General features: G+C 65.3%; 15 protein-coding genes. 4 read left to right on the top strand and 11 right to left on the bottom strand.

Going from position 1 to position 12,881, the window contains the following annotated elements; translation table 11 throughout:
• Positions 1 to 13: 13 nt before the first annotated feature.
• The 7 genes from AC1DIM_RS05100 to AC1DIM_RS05130 form a co-directional block, all read right to left on the bottom strand.
• Entirely contained in the window at positions 14 to 337 is a 324-nt protein-coding gene (locus AC1DIM_RS05100; RefSeq protein ID WP_477709406.1) for a 2Fe-2S iron-sulfur cluster-binding protein, read from the bottom strand.
• A gap of 28 nt (positions 338 to 365) precedes the next feature.
• A complete protein-coding gene (locus tag AC1DIM_RS05105) occupies positions 366 to 1,643 on the bottom strand; it encodes an NAD(P)/FAD-dependent oxidoreductase (RefSeq protein ID WP_477709407.1) in 1,278 nt (425 codons plus the stop codon).
• Entirely contained in the window at positions 1,636 to 2,901 is a 1,266-nt protein-coding gene (locus tag AC1DIM_RS05110) for a cytochrome P450 (RefSeq protein WP_477709408.1), read from the bottom strand. Before AC1DIM_RS05110 ends, AC1DIM_RS05105 begins: the two co-directional genes overlap by 8 nt.
• Before the next feature lie 236 nt (positions 2,902 to 3,137).
• Positions 3,138 to 3,932: an IclR family transcriptional regulator gene (locus tag AC1DIM_RS05115; protein WP_477709409.1), complete on the bottom strand. Its 795-nt coding sequence runs from the start codon at positions 3,930 to 3,932 to the stop codon at positions 3,138 to 3,140.
• 147 nt (positions 3,933 to 4,079) lie between these two features.
• A complete protein-coding gene (locus AC1DIM_RS05120; RefSeq protein ID WP_477709410.1) occupies positions 4,080 to 4,751 on the bottom strand; it encodes a hypothetical protein in 672 nt (223 codons plus the stop codon).
• A gap of 62 nt (positions 4,752 to 4,813) precedes the next feature.
• Complete coding sequence (locus tag AC1DIM_RS05125) at positions 4,814 to 6,055, bottom strand: RNA polymerase sigma factor (RefSeq protein WP_477709411.1); 1,242 nt, start codon at positions 6,053 to 6,055, stop codon at positions 4,814 to 4,816.
• Complete coding sequence (locus AC1DIM_RS05130) at positions 6,055 to 6,387, bottom strand: YciI family protein (RefSeq protein ID WP_477709412.1); 333 nt, start codon at positions 6,385 to 6,387, stop codon at positions 6,055 to 6,057. The genes AC1DIM_RS05125 and AC1DIM_RS05130 overlap by 1 nt, the downstream gene beginning before the upstream one ends.
• A 180-nt stretch (positions 6,388 to 6,567) precedes the next feature.
• On the opposite strand from AC1DIM_RS05130, the gene arr reads away from it, so the two are divergent.
• Together arr and AC1DIM_RS05140 are read left to right on the top strand one after the other, a co-directional pair.
• Positions 6,568 to 6,993, top strand: coding sequence for an NAD(+)--rifampin ADP-ribosyltransferase (gene arr / locus AC1DIM_RS05135; RefSeq protein ID WP_477709413.1), 426 nt, complete (start codon positions 6,568 to 6,570; stop codon positions 6,991 to 6,993).
• Between the two features lie 33 nt (positions 6,994 to 7,026).
• The gene (locus AC1DIM_RS05140; RefSeq protein ID WP_477709414.1) at positions 7,027 to 7,473 is read left to right on the top strand and encodes a VOC family protein; all 447 of its coding nucleotides are present in this window, start codon (positions 7,027 to 7,029) and stop codon (positions 7,471 to 7,473) included.
• A 34-nt stretch (positions 7,474 to 7,507) separates the two neighbouring features.
• Here the strand turns inward: AC1DIM_RS05140 and AC1DIM_RS05145 are convergent, their stop codons facing one another.
• Entirely contained in the window at positions 7,508 to 8,380 is an 873-nt protein-coding gene (locus AC1DIM_RS05145) for a pentapeptide repeat-containing protein (protein WP_477709415.1), read from the bottom strand.
• A gap of 327 nt (positions 8,381 to 8,707) precedes the next feature.
• On the opposite strand from AC1DIM_RS05145, the gene AC1DIM_RS05150 reads away from it, so the two are divergent.
• Both AC1DIM_RS05150 and AC1DIM_RS05155 read left to right on the top strand, forming a co-directional pair.
• Entirely contained in the window at positions 8,708 to 9,376 is a 669-nt protein-coding gene (locus AC1DIM_RS05150) for a DUF998 domain-containing protein (RefSeq protein ID WP_477709416.1), read from the top strand.
• Between the two features lie 134 nt (positions 9,377 to 9,510).
• Positions 9,511 to 10,185 carry a DUF6308 family protein gene (locus AC1DIM_RS05155; protein WP_477709417.1) on the top strand — a complete coding sequence of 225 codons (675 nt, stop codon included), beginning with the start codon at positions 9,511 to 9,513 and terminating at the stop codon, positions 10,183 to 10,185.
• 18 nt (positions 10,186 to 10,203) lie between these two features.
• On the opposite strand, the gene AC1DIM_RS05160 is transcribed toward AC1DIM_RS05155, so the two are convergent.
• From AC1DIM_RS05160 to AC1DIM_RS05170, 3 genes are all read right to left on the bottom strand, one after another.
• Positions 10,204 to 11,445 (bottom strand): macrolide family glycosyltransferase, encoded by a 1,242-nt coding sequence (locus AC1DIM_RS05160; RefSeq protein ID WP_477709418.1) that lies wholly within the window; start codon positions 11,443 to 11,445, stop codon positions 10,204 to 10,206.
• 158 nt (positions 11,446 to 11,603) lie between these two features.
• A complete protein-coding gene (locus tag AC1DIM_RS05165; RefSeq protein WP_477709419.1) occupies positions 11,604 to 11,924 on the bottom strand; it encodes a GYD domain-containing protein in 321 nt (106 codons plus the stop codon).
• 250 nt (positions 11,925 to 12,174) lie between these two features.
• Positions 12,175 to 12,861 (bottom strand): excalibur calcium-binding domain-containing protein, encoded by a 687-nt coding sequence (locus AC1DIM_RS05170; protein WP_477709420.1) that lies wholly within the window; start codon positions 12,859 to 12,861, stop codon positions 12,175 to 12,177.
• Positions 12,862 to 12,881: the final 20 nt, after the last annotated feature.

Below are 12,881 nucleotides of genomic sequence, written 5' to 3' on the forward strand. Positions count from 1 at the left end.
CATTTGTTCGGGCCTACTCTTCCGGCGCGAGGGTGACGGTCATACCGTCCAGACGGTCGTCAAACGCGACCTGGCAGGACAGCCGTGAGCAGTCCTCGCAGAAGCCTTCGGCGTCCACCAGCAGCTCGGCCTCGTCCTCGCTGCGTTCGCCGAGGCTTTTGACGATGTCACCGTCCAAAAAGACGTGGCAGGTGGCGCAGGATGCCGTTCCGCCGCAGGACGCCAGCACCGGCAGGTCGTTATCCCGCAAGGCCTCCATCAGGCTTTGCTCCGGCTCCCACTCCACAGCGTGCTGCTGCCCGTCACGGTCCAGTACGGTCAGGGTGTTGTTGCTCATCAGGGCTCTTTTCTAGGGGTTTTTTGACTTAGACCAGTGCTGCTGCGGTCTCGTAGGGGTCGGGGCGGGGACCTGCGCCGGTTGCAGCGTCCTCAAGCTTCACGGCCGGGTCCTGAACCAAATCGGGGTCGAGCAGCAGGCCGGTTGGAATCAGCTTCTTGGCAGGACGGAAATCGGTCAGTCCGCCCACGGTGTCGACGGCGGCAAGACGGCCCTCGCGGAGGTAAACGACGGAGAACTTCCCCGTGGCCGGATCACCGCGCACAATGACCTCGTCGTCCGGGTGCATCACGCCGGCAGTCTGAAGGCGCACACCGTGCTGCACGGTCCAGAACCAAGGGGTCTCTGTTGGCGATACCTCGCCAGCGAGGATGTCGTTTACCACAGCCTCGGCCTGGGCATTGGCATTCTGAATGGATTCCAGCCGCTGGCTTGCGCCGCTGAACGGGCTGGTGAACCGGGTGACGTCCCCTGCAGCGTAAATGCCATGGACGCTTGTCCGGCACTGTTCGTCCACCAGGACACCGTCTCCACAGGTGAGCCCGGCAGCCTCGGCCAGCTCCTGGTTGGGCAGGACCCCAATGCCCGCCACCACGACGTCGGCCTCAAAACTCCGGCCGTCAGAGGTCAGGACCCGTTCAACGCGGCCGTTGCCCTGCAGTTCGGTCACTGCGGCCCCAAACTCCAGACGAACGCCCTGGGAGCGGTGGAGCTGCTCGAAGAAAGCAGACACCGGCTGGGAGGTCACCCGTTTCATCACACGGTCCTGGAACTCCAGTACCGTGACGGAACAACCGTTCTTTACCGCTGCGGCGGCCACCTCCATCCCGATGAAACCGGCACCGATGACTACCACCTTCGCGCCGGGAACCAGAGCCCGCTTGATGGCCACGCCGTCCTGGTAGGTGCGCAAGGCCAGTACCCCGTCAAGGTCAGCCCCCGGCACGGGCAGCTCGCGCGCCCTTGAGCCTGTGGCGATCACCAGCCGGTGGTACGGAAGCCGGCTACCGTCAGCGAGGACCACGGCGCTGTTTGCGGGGTCGATCGCTCCGACGGTCTGGCCCGTTACACGCTCGATCCCCTTGGCCTCGTAGTAGTCCTCCTTGCGCAGCAGCGCGCTCCGGTCCCCGGAACCCGGCGCCAGAAGGTCCTTCGACAGCGGCGGCCGCTCATAGGGAACGTTGTCCTGGGCGTCGACGACGACGATGCGCCCGTCCCAGCCCCGGGTCCGCAGGCCGGCTGCCACGGCCACCCCGGCGTGCCCGGAGCCGACAATTACGATGGGTTCCAAAGCCTGTTCAGTCATTGAGTTCCTCCAGGAAGACGTTCATGCGGTGGGGACCTGCGTTGGTCAGGTTATTGCCGCGGACCCACTCAATCCGGTGCGCCGGATCCAAGGTGACCGAGGCCAACCGGCGGGCAAGCACTTCCGCGGTCACTGTGGTCTCCAGGAGTGCCAGCGGCTGGCCCAGGCAACTGTGCACACCGTGGCCGAAGCCCAAGGACTTGCTGTTGTCGTGGTCCATGTCAAAGATGTCGCCGTCCTCGAAAAGGTCCCGGCTGGCGGAGGCGTTGAGCAGGCGCACAATGCTGCCGGCGGCCAGGGTCACTCCCGCCACCTCCACGGCTTCGGTGGTAATGCGGCTGGCGCGGTGAACGGCGCCGCTGTGCCGGCCCAGTTCATCGGCGAACTTTCCGGCATCCGCCGGAGTCTCGCGAATGCGGCGGAGCAGGCCGGGCTGCTCCGCAAAGATGCGGAAGGCGTTCGCCAGCAGGATGGTGGTGGTGTCGTGTCCGGCGATGAAAACGAACGAGCACAGCTCCTTGGCCTCCTGCTCGGTGAGAATGCCCTCGTCTTTCCACATCCGGGCGATGTGCCCGCCCATGGACGGGCTCTGCTCCGCGTAGAGGCGCTCCAGAGTGTCTTTCAGGTACGCCCAGAAATCATGTGCGCTGTCCTTGTCGGTGCCCGTGCCCGGCGCGTTCCGGGCGAGGCGTCCGAAGTAGGAGAATGTCTCGTCGGACCAGAACTTCATCTTCTCGTAGTCCTGAGCCGGGACGTCCAGCAAGGCGGAGATCGTGGCCATGCTCAGCTGGATGGCATAGTCTTCCACGATTTCGCCGCCACCCTTGGCGAGCAGGGCGTCCAGGAGTTTGTTGGCGGTTTCCCGTATCCGGTCCTCGAACAGTTTGATGGCTTTAGGGGTAAACGCGGTGGCAACAACCTTACGCAGACGGTTGTGGTTCGGCGCATCGAACAGGGTCAGGAAAGTCATCGGCGGCGGGGAGACCACTTCCGAGGAGAAGATTTTCGGTGCCCGGAAAGCCTTGCGGACGTCCTCGTAGCGGGAGATGAAGTAGACATCCGAGACCGGTGACCAGCACCGGAGGACGGGTGCGTTCTCCCGCATCCAGGTGTAATGCGCGTAGGGATCCTCCTGGGAACCGTCGTCAACCACTTTGAACGGCTCCAGTCCATCCGGCCATTGCAGTTCATGGGAGTAGGGAAGGCTGCCCTCCTCACTTCGGGGCAGTGGCGCGTCGAGCGTCGTTGCTGCGAGCATCGTGGTCCTCTCATCATGTAGGGCCATCGTCACCGCCGGCCGCGCCGGGGAGATCGAAAGCCGGAAACAGGTGAGGCAGAACCTGCGGGGACGCTCCTTCCAGGCATCGCGAAAGAGAACATCTTTCACGCGTTCCGCCGGTTCATGCCTCGTTTCCACTGTGAGGGCCATCACGGCATGAAAAGTCCAGGCGTCCATTCAATGGACGCCAAACCGTGGATAAATGCTCGGCGCGGCTAGCCGTCGTTGACGCCGGAGCGCCGGACAGCGGAGGGCCGCGGCACCGGAGTCAGAGTCCGGTAAATTCCTTGGGCCGCGGTAAGCAGAGCCGGCACAATGAGCGGCACGTCACCCTGGTCCCGGGGAACGATGGCGCTCAGCGCGGCGACGACAGTACGCCCGGGCCCGAACACCGGAACTGCGATGCCCAGCCAGTCTGATTCCCCGATTCCCGGCAAGGCAACGAACCCGCGCTGCCTGACTTCCGCAAGATGCCGGCGTATGAGGCCGGGATCTACAGGGGTTTCGTCGGTGAGCTTCGTCAAAGGCCCCGACAAGAAACTCTCTTGGAACGCTGACGGTGAGTGGGCCAGCAGCACCAGGCCAGGCGAACAGGCGTTCAGTGGAAGGCGGTCAGTTATCCGCGCCGCATCCAGGACTGAGTCCGGTGCCGACATGCGCTCAACGTACAGCGCGGACCCCCCATCCAGGACGGCGAGGGTGGTGTGCTGCCGGACCACCGAGAGGACGTCGTCCATGAAGGGCAACGCGGCCTCGCGAACGTCCATGGCCGTCTGGGAGCGAGTGGCGATTTCCCACATGCGCAGCCCGATCTGCAGTTCACCGGAATCGGAGCGGCGGATCAGGCCGTAGCCAATGAGTTCCGCAACGAGCCGGTGCGCCGTGGATCGGGGCACGCCCGCCCTGACAGCCAGGTTCGACAACGTCATGGTCTGCCGGTCGCGGTCAAATGCCTCAAGGACACGGACCACCCGGCCGATCACCGAATCTCCACTGCGAGAATTGGCCACGCCATTGCCCTTTCCACGGACAGAGTTGGACCCCGCTGGCCGCGGAAGACCTCCGGGCAGGGAGCATTCAACTATACGTTGAACACATGCCCCAACAATCGCACCGCCCGCACCCAACCCGGGTGCCGCCGTCGTACTCCCCTGCGGTCAGTCAGAGGCGCGTGGTGCGTTCAGTTCGCCCGCAATCTTGACTTCCAACGCCGCCAGTGTGGCCTCGGGCAGGACGATGAGACCGTCCAGTTCCCGCCGGGCGCGCTTGTACGCGGTTTGCCGTTCGGCAGGTGTCGCGGCGTTGTCGGAGGCGATGTTGAGCAGCTTCCTGGCCGTCGCCAGGCGTTGGCGTTCCAGCTCCGTAAAGTTGTGGTCCTTGATCCGCTTGGCCTCGCGCTCTGCGACGTCGAATGCCAGCTCAAAGCCGTGAACCGCAGTCCGGTACTCGGCCAGCGCGGCCGGCGTCGTAATGTCGCCGGGGGCTGCCGGCCGCAATCCGTCCGCCGCTTTCTTTGCCCGAATGAACGCGACCGTAAGAGGTTCCCGCACATCCGTCATGACCGGGAAGTCGATAAGTTTCCCAACATCGAGCTCGTAGTCCAGCCACCGCCGGTTCACGGCATCGTGTGCTGCCATCAGTGCGGCGACCTGGGCCTGGCTGGCGTGTTCCGCCTGCACCGCCTGGTTCTTGAGCTTGTACAGCTCCATGCGGCGGCGGTGCCGGCGTTCGCTGGCCTTGGACCACTGCCTTGCCCACCCTCCGGCGATTCCGCTGAGGGGGAAGGCGAGCCACCAGTAATGGCGAAGGAAGTCAAAGAATTGGTCCACGGATTCATCCTCCCACCGCCCCCGGCGGACCCCAAGCACAACGCCCGGGCCGCTACCCCGGCTCAACCCGCCAGTTCGTCCAGGCGGGTCCGGAGGTAGCGCCGTTCGGTTTCATTGTCGGTCAGGATCAACGCCTCCTCGAACGCGACCCGGGCCTCGACAGGACGGCCCAGCCGGGTCAGGAAGTCGGCTCGTGCGGCGGCCAGGTAGGGGTAGCGGGCCAGCTGGGGCTCGGCTCCGAGCGCATCCAGCTCCGCCAGGCCTTCCGCCGGGCCCACCGCGAAGCCGAGTGCTATGGCCCGGTTGAGTTGGATAACGGGAGAGGGCCACGTCTCCATGAGAACGTCGTAGAGCCCCAGGATCTCCTGCCAGTCAGTGCCGGACCACGACTCGCTCTCGTCATGGACGGCCGCGATTGCCGCCATGACGGCGAATCGGCCCGGCGGCCGCGCCTGCAACGCCTCGCGCAGGAGCGCCACCCCCTCCTCGATGGCCTGCCGGTCCCACTTCGACCGGTCTTGGTGCTCCATGAGCACGAGCTCACGGTGCTCATCGAGCCGGGCTTCCCTACGAGCGTCGGTGAGCACCACGAGCGCCAGCAGCCCGGCGACGTCGCGGTCCGCGGGAAGCAGGACCCGGAGCATTCTTGCCAGCTCAAGGCCGCGTTCCGCGAGATCCCGGCGCATCAGGTCCGCTCCTGACGGGGCAGTGTGCCCGGTGGTGTACACCAGGTAAACGACCGACAGCACGCCGTCGAGCCTCTCCCGGAGCTCCGATGCCGCCGGCACCCGGTAGGGGATGTGCGCGGCCGCAATCTTCTTCTTTGCCCGGGTGATCCGCGCCGCCATCGTGGCCTCGGGCAGCAGAAACGCCCGTGCCACATCGGCGGTGGACAGGCCGCAGAGGAGCCGCAGTGTCAGGGCGACCTGGGCGTCCAAGGCCAGGGCAGGGTGGCAGCAGGTGAAGATCAACCGCAGCCGGTCATCGGAAATGTCTTCCGGGTCCCGGCCCGCAAACCCCTCCGGGTCGAGAAGCTTGGGAAGCGCCCGCTGCGCGGTCGCGGCACGGCGATGCATGTCCAGGGCCCGCCGGCGCGCGGTCACCGTGAGCCACGCGCCAGGGTTCTTCGGAATGCCGCGCGGACCCCACGTGGACAAGGCACTGGCGTATGCGTCCTGGACGGCTTCTTCGGCGGTGTCGATATCACCGGTGACACGTACGGTGGCCGCCAGCACGAAGGCCCACTCCCTGCGGTGCGCATCGGCAACCGCGGCAGCAACCTCCGAACTGGCGGCCTGCGGCATCAGCTGACCATTCGCACGGGGCGGACCTCTACCCCGATGCCGGCGGGAACCTCCTTGGCGATCTCCAGAGCCTCATCCAGGTCGGACGCCTCGATCAGGTAGTAGCCGCCCAGCGTTTCCTTCGACTCGGCGAAAGGACCATCCGTCACCGCGAACCCGCCCGCTCCGTCGCGCCGGATGGACGTCGCCGTCGAGGGTGGCTGCAGTGCGGCCCCGCCGAGCAGGGACGCGCCGCGGCGCTGCTGGAACTCCTGGTAGGGGGCGCTCATGGACTCGCCTTCGGATTGTTTCGCGGCTCCATCCTGGAAGATCAGGACCAAATACTTTGACATTTTCGTACTCCCTTCGTGGTAACTCACCAGGGCCGTCCGTAATGGCCCTTACTCATACGACGCCCCCCGGCAGCCCAGATCGACAACTACGACCAGAATTCCAAAAGAAGCCACACCATGCCAAGGGCTTTTTGTCCGGGCCCGCGGCTACAGTGGAACCCCAACTTCCAGGAGGTCTGCATGGAGAACGAGCCGAGTACATCCGGGGCCGAGGATCCGGGGCCTTTCTACCACGGCACGAAGGCTGACCTGTTGCCGGGCGACCTGCTCAGGCCCGGCTACAGCTCGAACTACGGCGAGCGCAGGACCGCGAACTACATCTACCTGACTGCCACCCTGGACGCGGCCACGTGGGGCGCCGAACTCGGTGCCGGCGAGGGTCCGGGCAGGATCTACCGGGTGGAACCCACCGGATCCTTTGAGGATGACCCGAACCTGACAGACAAGAAGTTCCCGGGCAACCCGACCAGGTCCTACCGCACCCGCGAACCGCTGCGGGTGATTGGCGAGATTCTGGACTGGCAGCCCCACCCGCCCGAGGTACTCCAGCACATGCTGAGCCGCCTGGCAGAACTCAAAGCCCAGGGCATCGAGGCCATCAACTGAGGCCGATGAGCCCACAGAACCGGAGGAAAGATGATGACCGACCACCCGCCGCAGGAGCGAGGCTTCACCCTTAACCGCCCGGCAGGGCCTCAGATCTACGTCATTTTCCCGGGAACGGCGCGCGAAGCACTGAACTTTTACGCTGATGTTTTCGGCGGTGAGCTTGCCCTGCACACCTACGAGGACTTCGGCAGGAACGACGGCCCGGCAGGCGCCATAGCCCATGGAACACTCGGCGGCGTGGTTGCCCTGGCGGGATCCGACGCAGCCGCCGGCCAGGCAACGGTCCGGCTCGAAGGCATCATGCTCTCGTTACTGGGAACCGCCGAACCGGCTGTCCTTCACGAATGGTTCGATAAGCTCTCCGTTGGCGGGGCGGTGATCGATCCCCTCTCGCCCAAGCCATGGGGTGCGTCCGACGGCCAGGTCATCGATCGTCATGGACTTCACTGGCTGGTCGGCTACGAGCCCGGCAAATGAACGACGCCGCCACCACGCCGGCCTCGCCATGCGCTCATTCCCGGTGCCAGTGCGGGGGCATCACCAGATCCGCGGGCAGCTGGGTTGCTGGGGTGCCGCCGGCGGCGTTGAGCTGCGGCTGGGTCAGGTAGAGGGCCCTCGACAGGTCGGCGTCCCCAAGCCGCGCGTCCCGGAGGTCCGCGCCGAGCAGATCCGCACCCGAGAAGTCACTGCCGCGCAGATCAGCCGCAATCAGGTAGGCCCCTCTGAGGTCCGCCCCGCACAGCCGAAGGCCCCTGAGATTGACGCCCATCAGGTCCGCGCCGGGCCCCAGCCCGGCAGCCAGGTGATCACCGCCCGCGGCAAAGTAGGAGGCCCGGACTTCCGCGCTGACTTCCATCAGCGTTGACCGCACCTGAGCGTGAAGATCCTGGACGTCCAGCGCGAGCAGTTGCTGCAGCCCGCCGTCGACCGCGTGCCCTATGGTGGCGCCAAGTTCCATGGCACGCTGGGCGACGTCGGGATCGAACGTCCGACGCCGGGCCTCGGCCAGGTACCAGAGCATCTCGTGCAACTGCCGCACGGCTTTGAACGCGGCAAACATCCGGTCTTGGGTGCCAGGGTCCTCCCGCCAGCTCGTCCCGCCGAAGAGCCCCTGGGACACTTTTTGCCCGGCGCCGAAGCAGTCGAAGACCGTGCAGCCTCGGAAGCCCCGCGCGCGCAGACTGGTGTGGATGGTGCAGGAGAAGTCGGGGGCGAGGTTCTGGCAGGGCGCGCCTGCGGGTTTGTCGAGCGCAAAATCCGCGGACCGCGAGAACCCGAAGGCGGTACAGCAGAGGGCAAAGCAGTTACCGCAGTCGGGACGGAGCGACTCCCGGTCAAGGGCAGGCGCCAAGGGTGCCGCGGGGTTGGCTGAATTCGTTTGCATGTGATCTTCCAGTGGTGAATTCGGGATGGGGGCCGGTGATCGGGGAACTCCAAAGGGAGCTCCCCTCGCGGGCGCACAAAATCACGGCCCCTCGACGGAGCGAACTGGAATCGCTGAAGGGGACTGGGTCACAGAGAAGAATAAAATGTCACTGGTTTCAGATTACTCGCCCGTCCTGCTGCTGTCCCGCCTCAGGCCAAAGGCCGTTCGGCCCTACTGATCGCCGGCCGCGAGGCCCAAGCTTTTAAGACGGAGGCGTCGGGGCGGACGCTCGCGGGCCCCTGCGCCGAGCCGTTGCTGAACCGCGGGCTCTGAGGACATCCGGACATGTCAATCGACAAGCGTCGGCTCCCGCAGCGCAGGCGGGCCGCGCCGGTGCAAAGCCCACGCCGTGACGCGGTTCGCAAGGCCCTCCTCGCTTCAGGGCCGCTGTCATCGCTGCTCTACGTGGTGGCCACCGACGTCGTGGCGGCGTCCAGCTGGGACGGTTACCGCCGCAGCGAGCAGATGGTGAGCGAACTGCTCGCCGTCGGCTCCCCCGGCCACGACGTCATCGTCCCGCTCATGTGGATCTACACGCTGCTGTTCATCGCCTTTGGGGTAGGCGTCTGGGGCTCCACGCACGGCAACCGCGCCCTGCACACCGGCGGCGGACTACTCACCGCCTACGGGTTATGGAATATCGCGGGAGGTTTCTTTCCGCTGAGGCTGGGTGACGATACGTCCATTCCGCTGCATATCGTGGCCACCAACGTGCAACTCGCCCTCATGGTCGCTTCAATGAGCTTCGTGGCCGCAGGATTCCGCGGCCGGATGCGCTGGTATTCGGTCATCTCGCTTGTGGCTTCCGCGGTCACGGGAATGGTCGCGTTCATGGCCGCGCCGGGACCGAACCTCGTGCTGGGCATCGGCGAGAGGATCAGTATCGGGGCGTTCCTGCTCTGGGTGGCCGTCCTGGCTGTGGCGCTCTGGAAGCGGCCCGCGGCGCGGAATTGAAGCGCCGCCGTCGTAATGTGAGACGACGGCTACCGCATTCACCTTCTGCGGATAGACTTCCGGAGATTTCCGGGTTCGCTGACCAACTGCAGTCCGTATGACCGGCACGCGCCGGGCACAACAATGGGGGACACATGGCAATTCCTAATATTCTGGATGAAGACCATATCGACACCGCAGCCAAACTGCTCGGCACTTACTACCGCAGAACACCTGCCGGCCTTCCCGCGTACACGGGCAGTATGTACAACTGCTGGGGCGGCCGTGAAGATGCGCCGCGTGAGGTGAACCGGGTGACGCCAGATGACCTGATCGCCGTCTCCTTTCTTTCTGTTGACGTCCCCGGCGAAGCAGCCTTTGGCATCCTGGAAACTCAAGCAGAACTGATTTCTGATCTCCTCGCGCAGATCCCGGCCGACCTCGACATGGCGGATGTAAGGACAGACGAGTTCGACAAACTGTTCGGTGAAGCCAGCCCTGCGCTTCAGCTCTGGCATGTTCTGCGCGGACGCGACACAGGCCGCTGGGGAATGGGCGCGACGCGCACCAGCAAACTGATGGCCCGAAAACGCCCGCTGCTGGTCCCGGTCTATGATTCCGTCGTCGGGCACCTGATGAGCCTCGACCTGGGCTCGGCGGGTCAGTGGGAAAGGTGGCACACCGCCCTGACTGACGGTACCGGCCTGCCGCAGCGGCTCAGGGAGATCCGCAGAGTCTCACGGATCTCGGATCCGATCTCCGACCTCCGCGTCATGGACATCGTGCTCTGGATGTACGGTTCGGGCACCGCGACGGGCGAGAAGCAGTAAACGCGAGTCCGGGGTTGCCTACCCCGCCTGTTCCCGCCCGGACATGAAATGCTCGATGGCGTCAACCGCGGCGTCTGCTCCCCCGGCAGACCGGACGCGCCGGCCCATGGCCTCCAGGTTGCGCCGGATGTCCCGGTCGTTACGGACGTCGGCAATGACCGTGCGGATCAGCGCTGGCGAAAGCGCATCGGCCGGGAGACGAAGTCCCAGTCCCAGGTCTTGGACGCGGCGCGCGTTGGCTTCCTGTTCCGGCTGCAGGGGAAAGGCAACCAGAGGAACCTCGAAGTACAGCGCCTCCATGGTGGAATTCATGCCCGTGTGCGAGAGGAACACGTCGGCGTGGCGCAGGACATCGAGCTGCGGGAAGAAGGGGCGGACTTCAACGTTGTCCGGTATCTCCCCCAGTTCGGAGACATTCATCCGGTCGCCGATGGCCATGGCCACCTGCCAGTTGGTGCCCGCGAACGCGTCCAGGCACATCCGGAAGAAGTCCGGGCGGTCGTTCAACGGAGTGGTGCCCAGCGAAATGAACACCAGGGGCCTGTCCTTCACGCGGGGCTGCCAGGGCTCCTCGTTGGCCCGCTGGCCGGGGCTGGGTCCGACAAAGTGGAACCTGGCGTCAAAGGTCTCCCCCGCGGGTTGGAATTCCCGTGGGATGAAGCAGATGTTCAGCGAAGCCGGAGGGCCCTCCATGAAGGTGAAATCTGCCAGGCCCTGCTCGGCAGCGAAGTCAGTGATGAGCTGGCGCACCTGTTTCCAGGCCTTGAGCATTTCGGCCGGTGCACGGGCCGGCATCAGCTCCCGCATCGAGAAATGTTCGTTGGTGGCATAGGTCGGCTGCAGCGCGATGTCGGGCAGGGCAAGCTTCATGGCGGCCATCTTCCCGGCCAGGGTCATGGCGTCGTAACATACCGCGTCCGGCGGGTCGGTGGTCAGCCGGGTGAGCAGTGCCGGGAATTCCACCCGCGCCCTCTCCAGCAGCCGCTCCAGCAGACCGGACATCATCCCTGATCCGAATCCCGCCAGCATCCCCATCCTGGGGGAGGCTGCCGGGTCAGTTGACGGGTTGATGCGGGGAAGCTGCGCGGCGAGGTCCTCCCCGCTCTCAAAGAAGACGGCACCGGCGGACTCAACAGCCTTCGCGTACCGGGCGGACGTTGCATAGGTGACCCGGTGGCCGCGGCGGACAAGCTCGGCGACGACCGGCAAGGTCGGATTCACATGGCCCGCGGCCGGCAGGCAAATAAAGGCAAAATGCATGACCCTATCCCTCCAAAAATCACGGTGGGCAGCTTACGGACGCCGGCTACCGCCAGACCCCACAGGCCCCGCCGCACCCGGAGCCGCCGAACGGCGGCAACTGACGCGCCGCCGTCGTAATTTCCGACGGCGGCTGCTGACTGACCGCCCCGCTGCGCCTACTGCCCCGGCGCCCGGTAGGACGGCGTCTTCTTGGCCGCCTCGTCAATGTCTTCCGGTGTCATAAGCGGCTTCAGGCGCACGTCCACGGTGCCGGTGGAATTGATCATCAGTGACAGGGCTGCCGCGCCCGCCTGGTCCGGCACATCAAAAACGCCAAGGACGTCGATGTCCCCGAAGGCGTAGTAGAAGCACTCCAGCGATCCCCCGACCGAACTGAGCGCCTCCACCAGCGCCTCACGCCGTTTGGTGCCGCCCTCGCGCATGAGTCCCGTGATTCCGTCGCCCACATAATTCGCTTCAAACAGATACTTGGTCATGGTTCTTCCTGTCCCGTGCTGTCCAGGACGCGGCATCCCAGCGTGTGCCTGACCCCTGTGAGGGAGGGTCCTGGCCGGTCCCCCGCGTGGGGCCGTGGCCATAGCGTAGGCCCACTTCAGGGCTGTGACAACAGTTTCCGCAGAGCGCTGCGCGCCTGTCCGGGCCACCCTGCCGTAAAAGACCTCTGCCGTGGATACCGCCCAAAAGTAGAGACAGCATCCACGGCAGCGGGTCACCGTGAACCGGTGACTATTTTTCGCAGGCGACCCCGTCGCGATCGCGGTCAAGGCTGGTGCTGTAGCCAGGCTGCCCTGCATACAGCGGCGCGGCACCAGCAGCCTTGACGGCAGCACAATTGGCGTAGTAAGCCGCGGGCGGCGCCTTGACGGCCGGCGCGGGCGCCGGTGCCGGTGCCGGTGCCGGTGCTACTGGCGCTGGCTTTGCGGCTTGCTGGGCCGCTGCCTCGGCGGCCTTCTGGGCGGCCACCTGCGCGGCGGCCTGATCCGCTGCAGCCTTGTCTGCCGCCGCCTTGTCCGCCGCAACCTTGGCTGCAGTAGCTGCCTCTGCTGCTGCTTTGTCGGCGGCAGCTTTGTCGGCAGCAGCCTTTTCAGCCGCAATCTTCTCAAGGGACTTGACGCCAAGCTTCACCGTGGAACCCTTTGCCACGGATGCCCCCTCCGTGGGGTCTTGGGACATTACCTGCCAGTTCTTCTTCGACACGATCGTTTTGCCGTCGATGATGTCCACGGAGTCGACCTTGAACCCAAGACCTTGCAGTTGATCTGTGGCTTTATCCAGAGTCAGGCCCACCACGCCCGGAACCGCGACAGCATCTACCACTTCAGCAGCGGGAGTCGGCTGTACTGCCTTCTGAGCGCCACCGCATCCGGTCAGCATGAGGCCGGCAAGCACAACTAGTGCCAGTGTCTTTTTCATTTTTCCCCCTTGGAAAGTTT

It is taken from the genome of Pseudarthrobacter sp. 01T43 (assembly GCF_056398665.1).

Bases quoted from the DNA above. Each gene is read 5' to 3' on its own strand.
- AC1DIM_RS05155 (WP_477709417.1), top strand. From the start codon at position 9,511: ATGGCAATTCCTAATATTCTGGATGAAGACCATATCGACACCGCAGCC.
- AC1DIM_RS05100 (WP_477709406.1), bottom strand. From the start codon at position 337: ATGAGCAACAACACCCTGACCGTACTGGACCGTGACGGGCAGCAGCAC.
- AC1DIM_RS05150 (WP_477709416.1), top strand. From the start codon at position 8,708: ATGTCAATCGACAAGCGTCGGCTCCCGCAGCGCAGGCGGGCCGCGCCG.
- AC1DIM_RS05105 (WP_477709407.1), bottom strand. From the start codon at position 1,643: ATGACTGAACAGGCTTTGGAACCCATCGTAATTGTCGGCTCCGGGCAC.
- AC1DIM_RS05110 (WP_477709408.1), bottom strand. From the start codon at position 2,901: ATGCTCGCAGCAACGACGCTCGACGCGCCACTGCCCCGAAGTGAGGAG.
- AC1DIM_RS05170 (WP_477709420.1), bottom strand. From the start codon at position 12,861: ATGAAAAAGACACTGGCACTAGTTGTGCTTGCCGGCCTCATGCTGACC.
- AC1DIM_RS05140 (WP_477709414.1), top strand. From the start codon at position 7,027: ATGACCGACCACCCGCCGCAGGAGCGAGGCTTCACCCTTAACCGCCCG.
- AC1DIM_RS05165 (WP_477709419.1), bottom strand. From the start codon at position 11,924: ATGACCAAGTATCTGTTTGAAGCGAATTATGTGGGCGACGGAATCACG.
- AC1DIM_RS05160 (WP_477709418.1), bottom strand. From the start codon at position 11,445: ATGCATTTTGCCTTTATTTGCCTGCCGGCCGCGGGCCATGTGAATCCG.
- arr (WP_477709413.1), top strand. From the start codon at position 6,568: ATGGAGAACGAGCCGAGTACATCCGGGGCCGAGGATCCGGGGCCTTTC.
- AC1DIM_RS05125 (WP_477709411.1), bottom strand. From the start codon at position 6,055: ATGCCGCAGGCCGCCAGTTCGGAGGTTGCTGCCGCGGTTGCCGATGCG.
- AC1DIM_RS05145 (WP_477709415.1), bottom strand. From the start codon at position 8,380: ATGCAAACGAATTCAGCCAACCCCGCGGCACCCTTGGCGCCTGCCCTT.
- AC1DIM_RS05130 (WP_477709412.1), bottom strand. From the start codon at position 6,387: ATGTCAAAGTATTTGGTCCTGATCTTCCAGGATGGAGCCGCGAAACAA.